We start from the raw sequence: 20,262 nt of genomic DNA, 5'->3' as shown, positions 1-20,262 counted from the left end.
CGCACGCAAAACCGCTACGCACTTTTGCAGGAATTTCTCTATTGCGGATGGTCCGCATTCTTTGCCGGTCCCTCGGCATCGGCAGGTGTGGATACCGGTGCCGGGCGCCCGTCGGTTTCGACCGTGGGTTCCGGCGATGGAAGCCATGTTCTGTCGGAAAAATAGCTTCTTGTTCTTTTCTGCGGTCCCGAGGTCGCATCCAGCGACAGCGTGAAATTATAGCGCCCGGGATTGAGCACCTCACGGGTGAAGTTGATACTGGCTCCGAAGCCGTCTTCCTTGATGTCCTTCAGATTCTTGATTGCGGTCAGCGTCTCATGGAAATCGAGCCATTGCGGCTGGCGCAACATGGTTTCGAAGATTCGCAGAATGCCGGGATCGAGCTGGCCGTTTTGATCCGTCTCGGGATTGATGATTTTCACCCGCATATTGTTGATCGCGCCGGCGGCGTCGCCGCGAACGATGACGAAGATGGAGTTCGGAAGCTGGTCCTTCTCTCGCTTGCCGCCATGTTCGAAAAAGCATTCGAACGTATCGGCGTTAAAGCTCGCCGCTGCCCAATCGCTGGTTGCGATGCCGGCGTCGCGCAGCGCCGCACACATTGCCGGCCCGGATATTCGCCATGTGCGTAGAAAAGTCGAGGCGGTCTGTGCCAAGGGCGGTTCGATGAGATGCAAGGGAAGCCCGAAGGTCGCAGGCGGCGTGGGGCGCGGAAGGGCTTTGGGGGGAGGCGGCCTGACGTCAGGGGGAAAGAGATCGAAGCCAAAATAATGGCTCACCGTCTTCAGGTGTTTCATATCGTTGGAAAGAAGCACCGTTCCCATGATCAGCGAGAGGGAGATCGTCAGCAGCAACCAGAAGACCACGGGAATCTTCGGTTTTCCCAATGGCTGTTTCGCATTTGCGGGCGACGAATTATCGGGCAAGCTTGTCTTCTCCGGTGCGAGAAGGGTTTCGATCGAGCTGTCTAAATCCAGCAGTATACATTTATCCGTTAAATATCTTTGGCTCCGTGTCGGCAATTGGGCGCCTTTGTGTCTCACCATCAGGATGGGCGCGATAGATTCGGCAGAGGTGCATCAACATTCAATCGGGAACCGCTCGTCACTGTCGGACATCGCTCTAGGTCGCCGCTGGTTTTGTCTTGATTGTAAAACTCCAGATTATATATTTTCTGTTCTTGTTACTTGGGGGATAATCACTTCATGCCGCATATGAATCATGGGCAGATCAATTTCTGGTCGAAATCACTCTGAGCACGCTGCTGCTGGATGTCGCTTCGACAGGGTCCGTTTTGAATATGTCGGAAGAATCCCGTTATGGCCAAGTCGGTGATCGCCCTGGCTCAAAAGCGTGTCTGGAAGAAGGTGACGGAGCGGCCCTTATTTCAAAGAGCAGTGCGCGCGGTAGTTCGATGCGCATCCGTTCCAAGGGCATCCGCTGAAATAATCCGCAGGTTGTTTTGTTACTGTCCGCAGGGCGGAAAAAAATCCTTACGAAATATTTACTTTTAGTTGCATTTTTGCTTAAACTCTCCATTATATGGCTGGGCATGCTGATAAAGTGGGAGACTTATTCACATGAAGGCTAAATCCCCGAATTCGATCGACGTCTATGTTGGTAACCGCGTCAGGGTCCGGCGAAAGACGCTCGGGATGACCCAGCACGGTCTGGCCGAACTTCTGGGGATTACCTTCCAGCAGATCCAGAAATACGAAAAAGGGACGAACCGAATAGGCGCCAGCCGCCTTCAGCGCATATCCGAGATTCTTCGGGTGCCCATCGGCTTTTTCTTCGAGAACGGCGGTTCCGGACCAATCGAAGGCGAGACCAGCGAATTGAACAGGTTTTTGTCCTCGAAGGAGGGGCTGGCGCTCAACAAGGCTTTCATCGCCATCGAGGATCCGAATATCAGGCAAAAACTGGTGGCCTTGGCCAGAAGTCTGGCGGTCGCGGGGCTGTCTGATATCGACGGTGAGTTTCAGGACCCGGTTGTAAATGGTTGAGAATTGATCGTGCTTCACCTGCAGACATTCGGCGACCTGCGGTTGATCGAGGCGACTGGCGATCCGCTCCGATCTCCGATCAAGGGGCTTGATGACCCCATCTATGCCGGTGCGCTATGAATTCAGCCCTTATCAATTGGCTCAGCTTTTGTGGAGTGACGTCGCCGGTTGAGGCGGCATTTTGACACACCGGGCCGGCTATTCCGACAGGATCATATCGCCGGGGGAAACTCTTTCCCGCGTCGAACCGTTTTTGGAAAGGTTCGGCATCACCAGGGTCGCGCGGCATACCGGATTGGACGAGATCGGAATCCCTGTCTGGTGCGCCTATGCCCCAAATTCGCGGTCGATCGTCATTTCTCAGGGAAAGGGCCTGACCGATCTGGACGCCAAGGTATCCACTGTCATGGAGGCGCTCGAACGGGCGGTTGCCGGCGAACCCTTCGTCAAGCGCATCCATGGTTCCTCATCCCGCCTGCAGGCGATGGGCTGCCAGGTCGACCGGTTGAGCTGCCTGACCGCCGTCCATAAACCCGATCTCGGGCCGGATGACGAGACCGACTGGGTTTCCGGCATCAATATCCTTACGGGCGGCGAGATCCACATTCCCTTCGAAACGGTGGTGCTCGACCGGACGCGTGACGCGCGATACTGGATGTCGTCGGATGGCCTGGCTTCGGGAAACAGTGCCGAGGAGGCCATCTTTCATGGCGTGCTGGAACGTATCGAGCGTGACGCTCACGTGCTGTGGCAGGTGGGCGGGGAAGCCGATCGCTATGCCGCCTGCGTCGATCCCCGCGGTTTTGAGGACGATGCCCTTAACGGACTGGTCGACAAGATCGAAGCATCGGGATTGGCGCTCAGGCTGTTCGATATCACCAGCGATATCGCAATCCCCTGTTTCACCGCCATGCTGGGTCCTGCGGAGCTGATTCAGGGCTCCAGGCATCTTCACGCCGACAGGGACATTCGCCTCGTCGAAGTGACCGGCGGCACCGGCGCACATCCGTCCCCCGTGCGCGCGGCCATTCGGGCGGTGACGGAAGCCGTACAATCCCGGCTGACCTATATCAGCGGCGCCAGGGATGATATTTCTTCCGCAACGTTTTCGAGATCCCTCCCGCCGCTGATGCGACGGGCCTTCTATGCGGTTGCCGCACCGCCTGCCGCCATCCGCCGTGACGGGGCGACAGGATATCGCCAACAGGATCTGACGCAGCTGCTTCAACATGTGCTTGATGCTCTGCGCAGCCGAGGGATCGCTTCGGTGATCCGAGTTCTGCTCAGCGACGACACGCTTCCCTTCAGCGTCGTCAAGGTCGTTATCCCTGAGCTCGAAAATCCGGAGGGCGAGCGCGCCCGGCGATTTGGAGCAAGGGCCCTGGCCAAGGGGATGGGGTTTTGAAGATCCTTTTCGCAGGTCCCAGTCTTCCCGATGCGGCGTCGCTTGCCGGCGAGGCGATACGCGTCCTGCCGCCTGCCATGCAAGGCGATGTCCAGGCTCAGGTGGAGCAGGGCGCCAATGTCATCGGCCTGATCGACGGCGGCTTCGAATATGCAGCACCCGTCTGGCACAAGGAAATTCTCCACGCTTTGTCGCTCGGCGTCGCCGTTTTTGGGGCAGCAAGCATGGGCGCCTTGCGGGCGGCGGAATGTCACCCGTTCTGGATGATCGGGATCGGCCGCATTTTCGAAGACTATCGCACCGGCCGGCTGGTCGACGATGCCGCCGTCGCACTCCTGCATGCGCCGAGCGCGCTGGGCAGCAAGCCGCTGACGATACCGCTCGTCAATGTCAGCGCCACGCTCGATGCGATGGAGGTTGGCGGACTGCTGGCAGCTGGGCTGCGCCAGGAGCTGGAAGATGCGGCAGGGGCGATCTTTTTCAAGAAGCGGACGTGGCGCGTGATCGTCGAGCAATGCGCCGGTCTAGCTGAAGCGGATCGTCCGCAACTGCTGGCGGCACTCCTTTTGAATTCCGTCGATCAAAAACGCATCGATGCCCTGGAATTGCTGAAAGCCGTGCAGGAAGCCCGCGACACCCGTTCGAACGTCGATCTGCCCTGGAAACTGCACGCAACTGCGTTCCGTACGCGTCATGCATTGTAAATCGAAGGCGGCATTCCTCACCAAGGGTTGTGTCACGCTTTTTTCACGGGCTCGATCTCGTCTACGCGCGTATCATTCCTTCAATTCGTTGGAGAAATGGTCATGGGCGTGACATCGATTGCCAAGGTAAATGCAGACCAAGGGGCGGAAGACGGTCTGAACGAAATCATTGCGCTGGCACGGATGATCGCCTACGCGCGGCAGGTCGCCCAAGATGTCAAACTGCCGTTCGCTACGAATTGCCTCGATCTGGCGCTCGAGGCGGTGAAGCAGGAATTGGGGGAGGGGTTGACCCGGGAACTGGCAGAATTGCGTTCGCCAGTTCCACAAGTGAGTGTGAGAAGCCACTAATGCATGGCGTCGGGTAGTGTAAAGCGTGTGGGGACGACATGCATAAAACAACGGCGCGTCGCTTGACGCGCCGTTGAACGTTCACCGTTCAAGCCGATGTTGATGACCGCGAAAATCAACATCGGTTTTCGCGGTTTGCGTGCGCTGTGTAGAAACGCAGCATCTCTCGAACCGGGGCCTGTCATTCGATTGCGGGGGAGATAAGGGGCCGAGACAAACGCCTGTGGGCTCGCCGGTGTTGTCAGAAGTCCGCTTGCCGCCCGGCTTTGCTGTTCGGCTTGAGCGTTTGATAGCGCGCGATAAGCGACCTCGTTGACGTTGCCTCCTGGCAGGGAAGCGGCGGCGACTTTGCGTGTCACATGTCTGCCGGCAGATCGGCCGATCGATGGCCGATCTCTGATCTCAGTGGGTCAGATTACGCTTCTGAGCCAGCAGGAGAATGTAATCGTCGGCTATGTCGGCGATGGCCATGGCGACCTCCGCCGGATCGCATCCGTCAACCTTCGTGTTTGCAATGAACTGATAGACCGCCTTTTCGATCTGCTTCCGGCAGATCATCACGCGCTCATCGTAACCAAATTCCGGAATATGCGATGCCATATCACTCATCAGGTCGGCTCCCTCACTACTTACAGTGACCATGACACAAATTATAAGTTGAGCAAGCAAATGCTTTATGAAGGGTTAATTCGCCGGCGAGGTGCGACCATTTCGACACAGGTTTGGCATACCATAAGACCTTGAGGTGGACGAAACGGGACGGCCTCGTATTGCCCGAACTCCGATTGTCTCGTATCGGGAAACGCGTCAGCGACGGGTCGCATCCGATGCCGCGGATTTCAGTTGGCGACGCCAGATCCTATGCCGAGGTTTGGAACGACAGGCCGGCCATGGCCGCCGAACCTGGTCCGGTAGGGCGCAACTAACTATAAAATCGGTTGATTATCAGTATATTATAGATCAATTCTTCTCCGATGTCGTCATCGCGCCACGGCGAACTGCATCGGCACCCATTCGGGACGGCCATCCCCAGCTGTTGGTCCTTCAGCCGTGACAAGCTCATCAGCGATACCGCAAAGCTTTCCATGTCATTGAGAACCCGGGGACAGTTTTCCGGAAATTTTCTTCTCCCGTGGGAAGGGTAATGCAGATATCTCCGGAAATGTAATTGCCAATGAATCGAGTTCGAAATTGGATGTAGCAAGTCGAAATTTATCAGAAGGTAAAATTTCGAATTTCAGACAAAAGTTGTATTTAAATATCAATTGCAGGATGATTAAGCTCCGTCTGATAATTACTATGAGATGTACTGTTATTGTATATGGATATTATACTATTTGATATCTACATGATAATAATATCGACTTAATGACAGTTGTCTGCCGACCGGATACGCTTCCTGCTCGAAAAGAATCCAGTTTTCAGTTGAAGCGTCGGTGAAGATATTCGCAGGGATAGACAGCGCTTCCATCTTCAATTGCCGACGATGGAGGTTTCTCATCAAGGCGATCGCACCAATGAAATATCACCGTCCGAAACAAGATTGATGTTGAGCCAGCGATACGGGCGTGCTTCTGCGGCGACTTGCCGTCAAGCAAGTTGAGAACCCGCCGGGGTGGTGGCGGGTCCTCCAGTAGGAAAGTTTGCACAGTGCAAAGGTATGATTGCAGGCAAATCCTGTATTGTCACATGTTATTATTGGGGTGAATGCGTTTTCCCCGAATTAATATCTATTTTTACTTACTGGTATTCGGGCGCATTTCAAATTTCGGAACACAATAGCAACATGGCGGCAGTTGAGTGAGGTTGGAGATTCTAACTTTGGATATTTAACAATGCTTGGCCGCCAGGCGTCACGCCTGCTAACGAGATCGCCGCACCGCATCCACGAGCGGGCTGCCCGAGCGCTTTGGCCGGCGTCGATATCATCGATGGCGGGGCAGTTGTGCTCGACGAGGAGGGGCGCTGCAGCGATCGTTGGGCGCGCACGGCAAGAAAGCTGGCCATCACAGCTGTGCACCGATGGATACAGATCAGCTCACAGGTAGATGGTAACCGTCTTTTTGGCGGCGCGCGTCGTTTTTGCACCGGCAATCTATCGACTACGAACAGCGGCTGGCTAGAAATATCTTTGTCAAATACCGGTACTTCATTTATTGACACTCAGTCGTCCATCTTGGTGTAACTTCTTTGCGATCGTGTGGACTTCGGAGTTGAGAGCTTGAAGAAATCGGCAAGAAGTGACGTAACTGTTGCTGTTGTAATCCCGGCCTACAACGCGGAACTAACTCTGGCTGAAACAATCAGCAGCGTTCGCAATCAAACGCATCGTGCGCTCGAGATCGTCGTAGTGGACGACGGTTCTAAGGACGATACGCTGGCTATTGCGCAAGACATCGTTAAAATTGATCCGCGCGTGCGAGTGTTGAAGCAAAGCAATTCTGGCGTCGCTGCTGCTCGAAATGCGGGTTGGCGCTCTACCTCTGCCGACCTAGTGGCATTCCTGGATGCCGATGACCTTTGGTCACCTGATAAAATTGAGCGACAATTGGTAGCATTGGAGGAAGGCGGCCCACAAGTCGGGCTGGTCTACACTTGGTATGCGATGATCGACCACGAGAATTACGTCATTTACCGGAGCAATGAGATTTCCGTTAAGGGAGATGTGCTCGACGAGGTGCTTGCCGAAAACTTCATCGGAAATGGAAGCTCGCCACTCGTAAGGCGGAATGTCCTCGAGGCGACGGGAGGATTTGACTCCTCACTTCAACAGCTCGAAGCGCAGGGATGTGAAGATTATCTCTTCTACTGCCTGGCCGCCGAACTCTCGCATTTTGCAGTGGTGCCGGATCATCTTGTCGGCTATCGCCAAACCCCCGACAACATGTCAGCCAATCTGACGCGAATGCTTCGGTCCTGGATTTTGGTCGCGGATGAAATGCTAAAGAGACACCCGGAAAAGGGGATTGTAATCCGGGCCGGCCTACGACGCTGTGGCCGGTGGCTCGCCCAGAGGGCGGTTGAACAAGGCCAATACCGCGCGCTCTTCGGACTTGTGGCTACCATGTCGCGACATGACAAGCCAATTGCCGCCAAGATGCTTGCGGTCGACGCGAGATCAAAGGCAATGAGGAGCCTCAGAAGAAAAGCCCGATCATGGCTGAAGCAGGAACCTTATTTCTCCCCAAATCCCAATCATCGCTTTGCTCTAGGCACAAAGTACGATGCGGGTTGGACGGTGGAACCCCCCATTCTTGTCTCAGCCAAATAGCAGATTTGCGAACTCCGACTGGGTGATCCCGCGAAAAACCTCCTGTCTTTTCAATGCGAGTGTATCGGCATCCGCCCGGACCGTACCACCGACGCAGCTTAACCCGATCCGATAACCACACTGTTCGGCTATGTCCCGGATAGCGGGGTCGAAGTCGCCGTACGGATATGCGAGCGCCAGCACGTCTCGACCCAAACATTTTTCAAGCATAGCTTTGGAGCCGGCAAGCTCTCGCAATAGGCTCTCCGGTGCCAGGGCAGATAAACGCACGTGCCGGACACCGTGGGCGCCCAATGTCACGTCGCTGTTCGCGACTGCCGCAAGTTCCTCCCAAGTTAGCAGTGGAGCCGGCGATCCATAGGCCGAATCCCACACTGCAGAGCCGCCGACCCTACCGGTTGGGACAAAGAGTGAGGATGGGAAGCCGTATCGATGTAGCAGTGGGAGGGCATGCGTCATGAAATCGCGCGTAGCGTCGTCGAAGGTCAGAACTAATGTCTTTTCCGGCGGTTTGGCACCTTCATCGAAACAAGCAAGCAGCCGATCCAAAGTCATCCCGCGCCATCCGGCGTCGCGCAGGAAGGCCAGTTGATTTTCGAAAGCCTCCGGAGACTGGCGGTATCGAGCAAGCTGTTCCGCGCCGTCGTCCGAAACCTGATGATACATCAAGATCGGGACATCGTTCCAGTCTGCGGCCGCTTCCACAACTTGCCCCCCTCTCCAGCGTACCTGGCTGGCGACCTGAAGAGGCAAAGGCTGCGCCGTGTTTACTTCCACGCGTGTCGGCTCAAGGAAGCCCCCGTGCTCCACCTTCTCGAACCTTTGGATTCTATAGAGCGGACTCTTGGCTTCAACCGAGAGAGTTAAATCCGGATGCTGGTCAAACATCTCACCTATGCCGATCGCACCAAATTCATGCGGCCACCCAAAGCCTGTCTCATTCGGCATATCAATCAGGAGGTTGGCGTGGGCGGTAACGAACCAACCACCAGTGCGGAGACTGCCCGCAATCTTATCGACTATCTGCCGGAGTTTTTCTCTGTTCTCGAAATAGTACAGAACTTCACTGCAGACGATGAGATCGTAAGGGCCTCCCAGCTTGTCGCTTAAAAGATCCAGCTGCCGATAGGCTACCGCGGAATCATGGTCCTGAAGCGAGGCCGCTCGCGCGACTGCCGACGCCGAAATGTCGGTCGCCAGCAGGTTGTCGACGCGGGAGGCCAACATCCGTGTAAAGGTTCCTTCCGCACAAGCCAGCTCAAGGCCGTTTGAAAAGCGCCGATCGTCCAACAACGAGAGTGTTTGAAGATATTTCACAGTCTCATAGTTGTTTCGGTAGTCCCAAGGATCGACCTGGGAAAACAGCTCCTCCCAGTACGCCTCCGTATCGTACCTCGGCACCTCATCGCCCACCGGGCCGGTTTTTTTCGACGGCGTCGCCTTTGACATCTGCGTTGAGGCTGCAGCCGCCCGCTGGCTTTCCTCTTCAACGATTCGATCGAATTCGGCGCGCCCGGCATGCGCCATGCCCAATATCGAGTCGACAGGTGTTGGTGCCGGCTCTTCCTTGCTCCACCAAGCCGTTCCTGTCTTAGCTCCGGCCCAGTATGGTATTTTCTCCATGAGTGTCAGCACTCGTTGAGCTACTCCGCGGTGGCTTGGCGCTGCCATGCTGGCGGCGGCGGCGCGCCCGTCTTCCTGATCAGGAAGATTGACTAGGCCATCCTCTGCCGACAAAACCGCCGTTGGGTGCTGCAGATCGTCGAACTCCGGGCCCAACTCCTTCCTAAGTCGATTTCGTAAAGCATCCGCTTCGATTGCTCCGAAGACAACAAACTCCAGTTGGCCTAGCAGCGTCGGACCTCGCCAGATGCAACAGCGCAACCGCTCAATGCCGGGTAAGATCAGGTCGACGATAGGTTGGTCCAAATCAATTGGCTGTATCCTTGTTGTTCCGATCGTGAGGGGCACGTTGGTCGGCAGCTGGTCAGCGACCTTTCGCTCCAGTGAACGAACCAGCAGGGAACCAAAAGCTTCTTGGGGACCATGCCGATTAAACCAAGCCTCTAGCTCGGGAAGCTTGCTCTGGATCTTCGACCAGAGTCCGGGCCAAATCGGCTCGTCCGGGAAGGCGCCGACCACAATCCCGTCCACCATTATTGCGCTGAGCGCGTAGGCATCGGCGTCAGGTGGGATAGGCTCTGCCACTCGGTCAAGCAGTTCGCGAGGACTATCGCCCTGACCTATTGAGGCGCCGACGAGCCAGCTCGCGAGATACCAGCAAGCTGTTCCCAACGCGGCTTGTGTTATTCCCTGTGCGAGCGTCGGCACCGGACGGGCGACGCGCGGATCGGAATGGTGGCCGCGCCGGATCACCTTAAAACCAAAATCGAGATGCTTAACCCTGTTTGACGACAGCGAGCCGGGCGCTACGCTAACGTCAGCCATCAGATCTTCGACCGGCGCAAACTCGGCGCCAGCTCGAGCGAGCCGCTGCCACAGGTCCCAGTCCTCGCACATTGCCATCTCTGGATCGAAGCCGCCGATTTCTGCAAGCCGGGACCGGCGAAGCAAGGCGGCGTGGATCGCGAAGGGGCAATATCGTGCTGTTTCGGCAAACGGATTGTCCATCTTCACTGCGGGGTGGGACCTCCACCAAGGAGCACCATCTTTCAGGCGGCGCCAACCGCAATGCAGAATGTCGGCCTGCGGCAAAGTTCGTGTGTGACTCAGCATGATTTCGAGATGGAACGGTGCCAGCGCGTCGTCTGAGTCGAGAAAGACGACCCAGTCGCCTTTCGCCTGTGCCAGCCCCGCATTGCGAGCAGCTGAAACGCCGCTCTGCTTCTGCCGCAGCACACGGAAGCGCGTATCCCGAGCCGCGAAACTGTCCGCGATCTCAGCGGTCCGATCGGTTGAACCATCATCAATGATGAAGCATTCCCAGTCAGCATGAGTTTGCGCTACCAGGCTTTCCAACGTCGAGGAAAGTGTTGTTTCCGCTCCATGCGCCGGTGTAATGATGGAGACCATGGGCATAATTGTTGCTTCCTACGACAAAGATCACGCTAGAGTTACCGGGTCAGTTCGCGAGTATGATGATCTTTACTACTTTGAGGCAAGGTGTATTTAACTGGTGGTAAAAGTGAGCCGAAATGCCTGAACATCTCAAGGATGGTGCGCTTGATCGCGCGAAGCGACGGGACCAATACTGGCGTCGTGATCAGTGGCAGCCTTTGATCCACATCTGTCTGCAATGGAACGATTTGCTGTTAGCACTTCTGGCACGCGATCTGAAGATGAGATATCAACGGTCCGCAATTGGCCTCGGCTGGTCCTTGATGCGGCCATTGAGCCAGCTGCTGGTTTTTTCGCTGATCTTTCGTCACGTCCTTCCGCTGGATATTCCCCATTACACCACTTTCGTCTTTTCCGGCGTGTTGGCCTGGGGTTGGTTCAGCACTGCGGTACCGGCAGCGACGACTTCCATAACCGGCAGCAGCGAATTGGTGCGCCGGCCGGGCTTTCCGATCGGGATACTTCCTGTTGTCACAGTCATCACACAGGCAGTGCATCTTCTGCTCGCTCTGCCACTGCTCTTCATCATCTCGTTTCTCGAGACCGGGGGCCTGACTTTAAGCGTCCTGGCACTTCCACTCGTCTTCCTTGCGCAGGCGCTGTTCACGATGGGTCTGTCCTATCTTGTTGCGGTTGCGCATGTCCACTTCCGGGATACTCAACATTTGGTAGGCGTGGTTTTGATGCTGGCTTTCTACCTGACACCCGTGTTCTACAGCCCACTTAAGGCAAGTGAGCCGATGGCTTTAATACACACCTGGAACCCGATGGCCTGGATTCTCGAGGGCTACCGCGCCATTTTCGTCGAACACGTGTGGCCTCCCGTTGCTATCTATTGGAAGACTACGCTGATTTCTTTGCCGATGCTATTTGCCGGCATTTGGCTGGTCGAGCGTGGCAGCGCACGCCTGGTGGACGACCTATGAGACAAGGCGCCATCACCGTCCACGACGTCGGAAAGCGCTACCGTGCGCAAGGGGGTGCGCGCTCCACCACCTTGAAGGGTTACCTTTTGTCCGGACGGTCCGCGGTACAGTCGAAAAGCTTTTGGGGCCTGCGCCACATCAGCTTCGCGGTGACGCCAGGGCAAGCTGTCGGCGTGGTCGGGCTAAACGGGGCGGGGAAGTCCACTTTGCTGCGTCTGATCGGTGGCGTTGGTCGTCCCGATGAAGGGCAGATCAAGGTGATGGGTCGAATTGGCGCCTTGCTCGACATCGGGGCGGGCTTGACCGACGATTTGACGGGGCGCGAGAATATCTTCCTGCTGGGTGTTATCGCGGGAATGCGGCGGATCGAGGTAGCCGAGCGGTTTGACGAGATTGTAGCCTTCGCCGAGCTGGAGGCGGCCGTTGAAAACCCGGTTCGCAGTTATAGCACCGGGATGCGCATGCGCTTGGCATTCGCCGTGGCAGTCCATGTGCGCCCCGACGTCTTGCTTATCGATGAGGCCCTCGCCGTAGGCGACCAAGCCTTCCAGCAGAAGTGCATTGCAAGAGTGAAGGAGATACTGAACGACGGCGCCACCATATTCTTCGTGTCACACGACGTGTCGCAGGTAAGAGAAATCTGCGATCACGTGCTGTTCCTGAGAGGCGGCCGCGTCGTGGGCTACGGGCCAATCGACGAAGTGCTCCCACTTTATACCTCGGCTGTCGATGCGAAGGTCGCCAGCGTTCAGCACGAGCCGTTCGCCGTTACAAAACTGCCCGTCGAACTGGTGCCGCAGGTCAGCCGGTTCGGCAATGGCGAACTCCAGATCACAGCCGTAGCATTGCTGAACGAGCAAAGCACGCCGACAAGTACCATCGTTACGGGCGACCGGCTGTCGATTTCACTGACCTATGTTGGTGCCAGCAGAGATCGCAACCCCGTTATCGTCATCGGCGTCTACGCGGCGGACGATACGTGCTGCTTCGAGACCGACAGCAAGTTGGCCGAATTCGCCCCTCTCGTAGACTCGGACACGGTGCGCATCGAAACAACACTCAATCGCATCGACCTGGCGCCGGGCGACTATCGCGTTACGGTGGGCCTTTTTTCGGCAGACTGGCAGCAGGTTTACGATTATCATGCCGAAGTCTATCCTCTCGTCGTGACCGGCCCCGGCCCAAGAAAGGGTATGTTGAATCCCCCGACACAGTGGCAGCAGGTGCAGTCGCTCCCCACCGCGACCGCGCCGGACCACGGCTCATTGGGTCAGCACAGCTTGGATCCGAACTCCTGATGCGCCTTGCGGTTCGAGACATCGACATTCTTGACCTTCCGCCAGATTTGGAACCGACGGGTGACTATCAGGGTGCACTTGTGCTGATCCGGGTCGCCGGTCGTCCGTGCGGCCAAGCTGTGATCGCCTTCGATACCGATGGCGGCAAGACGCCAATTAAGGACCGGATTCTGTCTGCGGCCGGTTCGTCGGTGTTCGAGGCTTGGTTGAGGCATCGGCTGGCCCTCCCTGACCCGTCGCCGACTCCAAGTCAGCTGCCGAAAGCTACCGTCGTGATCTGCACGCGCGATCGTACCGAAGATCTGGAGCGCTGCCTCACCGGGCTTTTGGCTATGCCCGATAAGGCCGATATTCTGGTCGTCGACAATGCGCCATCGAACGAGGCCACGCGAGATTTAGTCGGCCGCTTCAACACTGTGAGATATTTGCGCGAACCGCGTCCTGGTCTTGACGTCGCGCGCAATACTGCCCTTCGCAACGCAGAAGCAGAGGTCGTCGCCTTCATCGACGACGATGCGGTCCCCGACCCGCTATGGCTTAAAACCTTGCTTCGCAATTTCGAGGACCCCCTAGTGCTGGCCGTAACCGGCCTCACCATGGCGGTAGAGCTGGAAACGGACTCGCAGATCGCCTTTCAACATTTTGGCGGTTTTTGTCGTGGTTTCAGGCGTCAGGTCTATGACGCCCACAACCTGGACCCATTCACCGGATGGCATGCGGGTGCCGGTGTCAATATGGCATTGCGCCGAACGATCGTTGACGCGGTAGGGTGGTTTGACGAAGCCCTCGACGCTGGAACGCTAAGCCTGGCTGGTGGCGACACAGACATGTTCCGGCGTGTACTCGAAGCCGGGTATCGGATCATCTACGACCCCGAGGCTCTGAACTGGCACCGCCATCGTCGCTCAAGCAAGGAACTGCAGCAGCAGATGTATGGCTACGAGGCTGCATCGTTCGCCATCTTGACGAAGGCCCTCGTGTTCGAGGGAAACCCGCGGGCGCTCCCTCGCATGGTTCGTTCGTACATCAGGCTTCTTCGGCGATTGTTTCAACCTCGACATACACACCAATTCAGCCTGCCTTACAACGACGCCTTAACCCAGTTCAGAGGGGCTGCGAGCGGCCCGGTTCGTTATTTGCGCGCGCGCGCGCGAGCACTGAAGGCAGGGCACAAGCGTGGTTGACATCAGCGTTATCATACCAACGCATAATCGTGCCGCCATGCTGAGATCGGTTCTGGACAGGCTCGACGCTCAGCGAGATGGGACCCCAGCGTTCGAAGTCCTGGTTGTGGCGGACGGGTGTGAGGACGACACGTTGACAATGCTCGCGTCGCTTCGTACCCGCGTGCCGCTTCGTACCCTGTCGTTGCCGGGCGTCGGTCCGGCACTCGCCCGCAATGCGGGGTCGCAGGTCGCGAGCGGCCGTTTATTGATCTTCCTTGATGACGACATTGAGCCCGGGGAAAACTTCGTTGGGGCGCATGTCTTTGAACATCAGCGCCACCCTGGGGGCGTCGTGATAGGCCCCTACCCACCACTTCCGCACCTTGCAAAGGACCGCTTCCGCCTCAGCGCGCGCGCTTGGTGGACGAGGCACTTCGAGCGCGTGTCCCGCCCTGGACATCGGTTCGCTTTTACCGATGTGCTGACAGGAAACCTTTCGCTGGATGCGGAACTATTTCACGCAATGGGCGGGCTCGATCCTCAATTCGCTCGTGCACGAGAAGACTTCGAATTTGGTCTACGTCTGATCAAAAAGGGAGTTCCAATTCGTTTTGCCGCTGACGCATTGGGCTATCACCTTGAACATCAGACGACGACACTCGCCGGAAAGATGGTGCGCAGGCATCAAGAGGGGCGCTCCGATGCCTTGATGGCTCTCAAGCACCCCGACATACAGCGACGGCTCGAGATCCATCGGTTTGCCGGAAGAAAGGGGCGGAAGAAACGTCTGCAAAGGACCATCGCTACCCGCGCCGGTTCTGTCCTTGCACCCCTCGTCAAGACTGGCCCCCGCGTCCTCCAAATGTTGGAAAAGGCTGGCCTTCGCAGGCTCTACGAGAAGATAGAGCGACAGCTCAATGGATATCATTATCTTCGCGGCGCCGCCGAAGTGTTGGGTGAGGACTGGCGGCTTCCGACGGATCCGACCGCCTCTGCTGGCGAAATCGAGGTGCTCGAGATCAATCTGGACCAAGGCCTTGAGGCAGCCGAAGCTATGCTGGCGGAACGCCGACCCCTCGCTGCTCGTATCGTGAATGGGACGGTCCGCGTCGGCGACATGCATCACCAGATCGGCGCCGAACCGTGGGACGCACGGCACTTCCGTCCGTGGCTGAGCCGCCAGGCAATATGCGGATATCTTCCTGTGGCGCTTGCCGAATGGCAGGGTCAGCCCACCAACGTCCCCACGCTTTTGTCCGACTTCACATTGAACACCCTCAATGATCCCAGTTTCCGCGCGCACACAATCGAACAGCACGTCCAGTGGATGCGGGCGAAATTGCGTTCAGCACTCTATGACAATACGAGTCAATCGTAGCGGCCGGCGCTGCTGCGGCCGAGCGCCAGGTTCAGACGTCCGCCCGCGCCCATGCCGACGCGCCGGCATTTGAGAGCAGGAGAAAGTATAGCTCAATGCTTAGACGACTTCAGGCCGTTATGGTTTATTCCGCCGCGCCCGCCGTCATGCTTTTCCTGAACCAGTCGAGCGTCATGGCCACGCCCTGTTCGTAGGAGACCTTGCACGACCAATCGGGCATGACGTAGTTCGCATTGGTCAGGTCCGGCCTTCTGTTGGTCGGGTCCTGCGGCGGTGACGGCTCGAAGACGATTGGCGCGCCGCCGACGAGGCGGGAAACATATTGCGCGACTTCGAGAACCGAGATTTCGCGATCGTTGCCGACATTCAGAGGTCCCCTGTAGTCGGTTTCCTCGATCCAGAAATATCGGGCGAAGCCATCGACGATGTCATCGATATAACCCCAACTGCGGGACTGCATGCCGTCGCCGAACACGGTGATCGGCCGGCCCGCCAGCGCCTGGGTAATGAAGTTGGAGACGGCGCGGCCGTCGTCTGGCCGTGTGCGGGGACCGTAAGTGTTGAAGGGGCGGACGACCCTGACGTCGAGCCCGCGGGTGCGCTGCAATTCGAACAGCAGCGATTCCGTGCAGCGCTTGCTCTCGTCGTAGGACGAGCGCGGCCCGGTGCAGTCCACCTGGCCCTTGTAGGATTCCGGCTGCGGCGACACCAAAGGGTCGCCATAGACTTCGGAGGTCGAGGTGAAACAGAAACGCCCGCCCTTTTTCAAGAGGTCCAGCAGCCGGAAGGCGCCGAGAAGGTTGGCGGAGATCGTCCTCTGCGGCTCCTTCATATACCACGGCGGCGATGCCGGGGACGCAAGATGATAGATCTCATCGAATTTTTCAGAACTCTGCAGCGTCTCGACGTCCGACTTCACGAAGTGAAAGCGGGGATCCCTGACGTGGGCAATATTGGCGAAAAGTCCGGTCCAGAGATTGTCAACAACAACCAGCTTTTGGACATCCGTTCTAAGTAAAAGCCGGTCGCACAAATGCGAGCCGATAAATCCAGCCCCGCCCGAAATCAATACGCTTTTCATTGCATTGTGCCTTGTGACGTTGAGAATGTGAGTGTTTATTAGCATCACCTTTCAGGCGTGGCAATTCATTAGAAATACTCTAGGAAATACTCCCTTATTAATCTTAATTATTCATATGTTTTACTTAAGGTAGTACCCGCCGATTCGGCATCGGGTCACCGGCGCCGGAAGGCGTCCGTCGATCGCACCGGTTTGTGTATCATGAGGGCGCCGGCTCGGCATCGGACTAACGTCTGACTCGATTTTCGGAGGTGCGAGGCAGAATCCAAATGATGCCATACACTTAGCGGGGACTTCGGGGCCGGCATGCACTCACGCCGGCCAGCCAGGTTCGCTTCAGTCGGCTGAGAGCGCGGTCAATATCTGATAGGCTGCGGCGACGCGATCCTCGTTGGGATAGTTCTTATTGGCCAGGATGACGATGCCGAGCCGCTGTTTGGGGATGAAGGCTACATAGGCGCCGAAGCCATTGGTCGAGCCGGTCTTGTTGATCCACACATCGTCACCGGGTTGCATTGCCGGCTGCAGTTCCGAAACCGGCATGGTCTTCAGCATCGCGGGCGAATTACCCTCCAACAACTCGTTCAAGCTCGGGGGATAGGCATATTGCTCCCAGATCAGATCCTGCGTCATCGCCCCTGCTTTGAAATATCCGATATGGGTGTTGGTGATGGCCTGCTGCAGTTTTTCGTCCAGCTTGATCAGGCCCATATTGGCGCCGACGAAACGGATCATGTCGCCTGCGGTGGATTTGACGCCATAGGCTTCGGCCGAAAGCATGGCCGGCGTCATCCGGGCCGGCTCGCCGCTGCGCTTATAACCTTGAGCATAGTCCGCCAGCCGCGCTTTCGGCACATCGATATAGGTACTTTTCATACCGAGCGCGGCAAACAGCTTACCCTCCATCAACGCCGCAAAATCCCCGTGCATGGCTTTCGCCACGACATAGCCGAGCGCGCCGATGCTGGGATTGGCATAACTTCTCTGCGTCCCAGCCGCATAGGAGGGCTGCCAGGCTTCGAAATAGCCGAGCAGCTGTTTTTCGGTTTTGACCTCATCGGGAAGCTGCAGCGGAAATCCGCCTGCCGTGTGGGTGCCCAGACTCATCAGGGCGACATCGCCGAACGGCTTTCCCTTCATCGCCGGCAGAAATTTGCCAACCTTGTCCGACAGCGAGAGCTGTCCGCTTGCTTCCGCGTAGGATGCCAGCGTCACCGTGAAGGTCTTGCTGATCGAGCCGAGTTCGAAGAGCGTGGTCGGCGCCACCGGCCTGCCGGTGTCCTCGGATTCGACGCCATAGTTGAAGACGTGGTTCTGGCCGTCGGCGGTGATGGCGACGGCAACGCCGGGGATGGCGTATTTCTCGATGATCGGCTTGATCGCGGCATCCGTGATCGCCTTCAACTTGGCCTCGTCAGAGGCAAAGCCGCTTGCGGAAGCACAGGCCGAGAGCAGAGCGGCCGATAAAATTCTTATCCCGACGCTTTTCATAGCCGTCATCCTCCAAATCGACAGGTAGCCAAAACACGCGCAAAAGCGCATGCGGACGACGTTTAACGGCGCTATTTTACAATCACAAATGATGATATCTCGCAGCAGCCACAAGAAAATCTAGGGCTAAAATGGTTCGGCAATTCCTCCCCTTGAATGGCCTGCGCGCCTTCGAAGCCTCCGCACGGCATCTGAGCTTCACCCGCGCCGCGATCGAACTCTGCGTCACCCAGGCGGCCGTCAGCCAGCAAGTCAAGGGCCTGGAGACGCGATTGGGGGTGGCCTTGTTCCAGCGTCTCCCCCGCGGTTTGAAGATCACCGCGGAAGGCGAAGCGCTGCTGCCGACGGTGACGGCCTCCTTCGACCAGATGGCGATGACTCTGGACAGGATCGAAGCCGGGCAGGTGCGGGAATTGCTGTTTCTCGGCGTTGTCGGGACATTTGCCGTCGGCTGGCTGTTGCCGAGGCTTTCGGATTTCCAGCGCCGGCATCCCTTCATCGATCTCCGCATTTCCACCAACAACAACCGCGTCGATCCGGCCGCCGAAGGGCTGGATTTCGCCATCCGCTTCGGCAGCGGTTCATGGCACGGCACCGAGGCGCAACGCCTGTTCGAAGCGCCGCTCTCGCCTCTCTGCATTCCCAAGCTGGCGGAGCATCTGCAATCGCCTGAAGATCTTGCCGGGGCGGTGCTGCTTCGCAGTTACCGGACGGATGAATGGAGCACCTGGTTTCAGGCGGCAGGCGTGCCGCCTGCAGCGCAGGTAAACGCCGGCATCGTCTTCGATTCCTCTGTCGGCATGATGGAGGCTGCCCTCCAGGGGCTCGGCGTCGCGCTCGCACCGCCATTGATGTTCACAAGGCATCTCGCTTCAGGCGCGATCGTCCAGCCCTTCGCCACCACCATATCGCTCGGCAGCTATTGGCTGACGCGCCTGCAATCACGGCCGGTCACGGCGGCGATGTGCGCATTTTCGGATTGGCTGGGTGCGCAGCTGAGTGCTTGATAATCATCGGAGCGCCCACGCGTGTGGACGCTCCGAGCCGCATCATTTATCGAATGCCAAGGTCACTTCTGAATGCAGGTGTCGACAGTATCCTTGGTGCATTCATCCAGCCCGGTAAACACCGGATCCTCGACCTTCTTCCCGGCGATCAGGTCCATCATCACAGTCGGCGCCTTATACCCCATTTCGAACGGCCGCTGGCCGACCAGCGCGGTGACCAGTCCCTCCTTGGCGATCGCCACTTCGTCGCCGATCGTGTCGGCGGCGCCGATGACGAATTCGTTCTTGGCGATCTTGTCGGCCATCGGTTTGAACAGGTCGCGATAGGGCTGCGGCGCGCCGAACAGCGGCCAGCCGCCCATGATGCCGAAGGCATCGAGGTCGGTGTTGGCGGCGAGAATGTCGGTCATCGCCTGCACGCCCTTGGCGCCGTCGTCATTGGTAAAGACCGGGCAGCCGGCAACCTCCGTCCAGCCGCCTTCACCCTTCAAGGCCGCAAGCCCCTTCTGGCCGCTCAGCGTATCGCGCATGCCCTGGGCGCGGCGTAGAATGTTGTCGGCGCCGGGATTGCCTTCGATGGTGCAGATCTTGCCGCCATTCGGCTTGGCCTTTTTGATATATTCGCCGATCTTGGCGCCCATCAGGTAATTGTCGGTGCCGAGATAGGTCTTGCGCAGAGCCGCATCGTCAGCCGCAAGGTCGGCATCGAGCGTCATGACGGGAACGCTCGGATTGGCCGTCTTCAGCGTCTGAGCGATCAGCTTGGCGTTTGACGGCGAGATGGCGATGGCCGCGGTATCGGCCTTCCCCAGCATATCCTGGACGATCTGCGCCTCGCCGGCTTCATCGGAGGTCGATGCCGGGCCGGTGTAGAAGCATTCATATTCGGCGGATGCGTTTTCCTTGTTCCACTTCTGGCAACCCTGATTGATCGCCTCGAAGAACGGGTTGTCGAGGCCTTTGACGACGATGACCAGCTGCTTCTTGGCGGCCAGGGACTGACCGGCCGTCAGCGCCAGGACTGCAGCTGTAAGCAATAATGCCTTCCTCATAGCTTCCTCCCATTGAAAAAGACGGGCGCTTGTGCACCCGCCGCGTCA

At 57.6% G+C, this 20,262-nt stretch carries 16 protein-coding genes; 10 read left to right on the top strand and 6 right to left on the bottom strand.

The window, feature by feature from the left end; translation table 11 throughout:
- Nucleotides 1-38: 38 nt before the first annotated feature.
- Nucleotides 39-926, bottom strand: coding sequence for a DUF6030 family protein (locus RLEG4DRAFT_RS27470; protein ID WP_003581696.1), 888 nt, complete (start codon nt 924-926; stop codon nt 39-41).
- A 654-nt stretch (nt 927-1,580) separates the two neighbouring features.
- On the opposite strand from RLEG4DRAFT_RS27470, the gene RLEG4DRAFT_RS27465 reads away from it, so the two are divergent.
- The 4 genes from RLEG4DRAFT_RS27465 (at nt 1,581) to RLEG4DRAFT_RS27450 (ending at nt 4,466) form a co-directional block, all read left to right on the top strand.
- Nucleotides 1,581-2,006: a helix-turn-helix domain-containing protein gene (locus tag RLEG4DRAFT_RS27465; RefSeq protein ID WP_003581695.1), complete on the top strand. Its 426-nt coding sequence runs from the start codon at nt 1,581-1,583 to the stop codon at nt 2,004-2,006.
- 214 nt (nt 2,007-2,220) lie between these two features.
- Nucleotides 2,221-3,411: a YcaO-like family protein gene (locus RLEG4DRAFT_RS27460; RefSeq protein ID WP_037094870.1), complete on the top strand. Its 1,191-nt coding sequence runs from the start codon at nt 2,221-2,223 to the stop codon at nt 3,409-3,411.
- A complete protein-coding gene (locus tag RLEG4DRAFT_RS27455) occupies nt 3,408-4,115 on the top strand; it encodes a TfuA-like protein (RefSeq protein ID WP_003581693.1) in 708 nt (235 codons plus the stop codon). The genes RLEG4DRAFT_RS27460 and RLEG4DRAFT_RS27455 overlap by 4 nt, the downstream gene beginning before the upstream one ends.
- Nucleotides 4,116-4,217: 102 nt before the next feature.
- Nucleotides 4,218-4,466 (top strand): hypothetical protein, encoded by a 249-nt coding sequence (locus RLEG4DRAFT_RS27450; protein WP_003581692.1) that lies wholly within the window; start codon nt 4,218-4,220, stop codon nt 4,464-4,466.
- A 402-nt stretch (nt 4,467-4,868) separates the two neighbouring features.
- Here RLEG4DRAFT_RS27450 and RLEG4DRAFT_RS27445 read toward each other — a convergent pair whose 3' ends face one another.
- Nucleotides 4,869-5,075: a hypothetical protein gene (locus RLEG4DRAFT_RS27445; RefSeq protein WP_003565801.1), complete on the bottom strand. Its 207-nt coding sequence runs from the start codon at nt 5,073-5,075 to the stop codon at nt 4,869-4,871.
- A 1,612-nt stretch (nt 5,076-6,687) separates the two neighbouring features.
- Here RLEG4DRAFT_RS27445 and RLEG4DRAFT_RS27440 point away from each other — a divergent pair.
- Complete coding sequence (locus RLEG4DRAFT_RS27440) at nt 6,688-7,737, top strand: glycosyltransferase family 2 protein (RefSeq protein WP_003581691.1); 1,050 nt, start codon at nt 6,688-6,690, stop codon at nt 7,735-7,737.
- Here the strand turns inward: RLEG4DRAFT_RS27440 and RLEG4DRAFT_RS27435 are convergent.
- Nucleotides 7,726-10,776 carry a trifunctional glycosyltransferase/class I SAM-dependent methyltransferase/polysaccharide deacetylase gene (locus tag RLEG4DRAFT_RS27435; RefSeq protein WP_003581690.1) on the bottom strand — a complete coding sequence of 1,017 codons (3,051 nt, stop codon included), beginning with the start codon at nt 10,774-10,776 and terminating at the stop codon, nt 7,726-7,728. The genes RLEG4DRAFT_RS27440 and RLEG4DRAFT_RS27435 overlap by 12 nt on opposite strands.
- 116 nt (nt 10,777-10,892) lie before the next feature.
- Between RLEG4DRAFT_RS27435 and RLEG4DRAFT_RS27430 the strand changes: the two genes are divergently transcribed.
- The 4 genes from RLEG4DRAFT_RS27430 to RLEG4DRAFT_RS27415 are packed head-to-tail and all read left to right on the top strand — an operon-like array spanning nt 10,893 to nt 15,583.
- Entirely contained in the window at nt 10,893-11,741 is an 849-nt protein-coding gene (locus RLEG4DRAFT_RS27430; RefSeq protein ID WP_003581689.1) for an ABC transporter permease, read from the top strand.
- A complete protein-coding gene (locus RLEG4DRAFT_RS27425; protein WP_003581688.1) occupies nt 11,738-13,039 on the top strand; it encodes an ABC transporter ATP-binding protein in 1,302 nt (433 codons plus the stop codon). Before RLEG4DRAFT_RS27430 ends, RLEG4DRAFT_RS27425 begins: the two co-directional genes overlap by 4 nt.
- Nucleotides 13,039-14,223 carry a glycosyltransferase family 2 protein gene (locus RLEG4DRAFT_RS27420; RefSeq protein WP_003581687.1) on the top strand — a complete coding sequence of 395 codons (1,185 nt, stop codon included), beginning with the start codon at nt 13,039-13,041 and terminating at the stop codon, nt 14,221-14,223. Before RLEG4DRAFT_RS27425 ends, RLEG4DRAFT_RS27420 begins: the two co-directional genes overlap by 1 nt.
- Nucleotides 14,216-15,583, top strand: coding sequence for a glycosyltransferase (locus tag RLEG4DRAFT_RS27415; RefSeq protein WP_003581686.1), 1,368 nt, complete (start codon nt 14,216-14,218; stop codon nt 15,581-15,583). The genes RLEG4DRAFT_RS27420 and RLEG4DRAFT_RS27415 overlap by 8 nt, the downstream gene beginning before the upstream one ends.
- A 124-nt stretch (nt 15,584-15,707) precedes the next feature.
- Here RLEG4DRAFT_RS27415 and RLEG4DRAFT_RS27410 read toward each other — a convergent pair whose 3' ends face one another.
- Together RLEG4DRAFT_RS27410 and ampC are read right to left on the bottom strand one after the other, a co-directional pair.
- On the bottom strand, nt 15,708-16,664 hold the full coding sequence (locus RLEG4DRAFT_RS27410; protein WP_003581685.1) for an NAD-dependent epimerase/dehydratase family protein: 957 nt from the start codon (nt 16,662-16,664) through the stop codon (nt 15,708-15,710).
- Nucleotides 16,665-17,000: 336 nt separating this feature from the next.
- The gene (gene ampC, locus RLEG4DRAFT_RS27405; protein ID WP_003581684.1) at nt 17,001-18,155 is read right to left on the bottom strand and encodes a class C beta-lactamase; all 1,155 of its coding nucleotides are present in this window, start codon (nt 18,153-18,155) and stop codon (nt 17,001-17,003) included.
- A 131-nt stretch (nt 18,156-18,286) separates the two neighbouring features.
- On the opposite strand from ampC, the gene RLEG4DRAFT_RS27400 reads away from it, so the two are divergent.
- Nucleotides 18,287-19,162 (top strand): LysR family transcriptional regulator, encoded by an 876-nt coding sequence (locus RLEG4DRAFT_RS27400; protein WP_003581683.1) that lies wholly within the window; start codon nt 18,287-18,289, stop codon nt 19,160-19,162.
- Between the two features lie 62 nt (nt 19,163-19,224).
- Here the strand turns inward: RLEG4DRAFT_RS27400 and RLEG4DRAFT_RS27395 are convergent, their stop codons facing one another.
- The gene (locus RLEG4DRAFT_RS27395; RefSeq protein WP_003581682.1) at nt 19,225-20,214 is read right to left on the bottom strand and encodes a substrate-binding domain-containing protein; all 990 of its coding nucleotides are present in this window, start codon (nt 20,212-20,214) and stop codon (nt 19,225-19,227) included.
- Between the last annotated feature and the right edge of the window lie 48 nt (nt 20,215-20,262).

This window comes from Rhizobium leguminosarum bv. trifolii WSM2297 (assembly GCF_000271845.1).
Note: the sequence above shows the minus strand (reverse complement) of the source record. Positions and strands in the feature narration are given on the sequence as shown.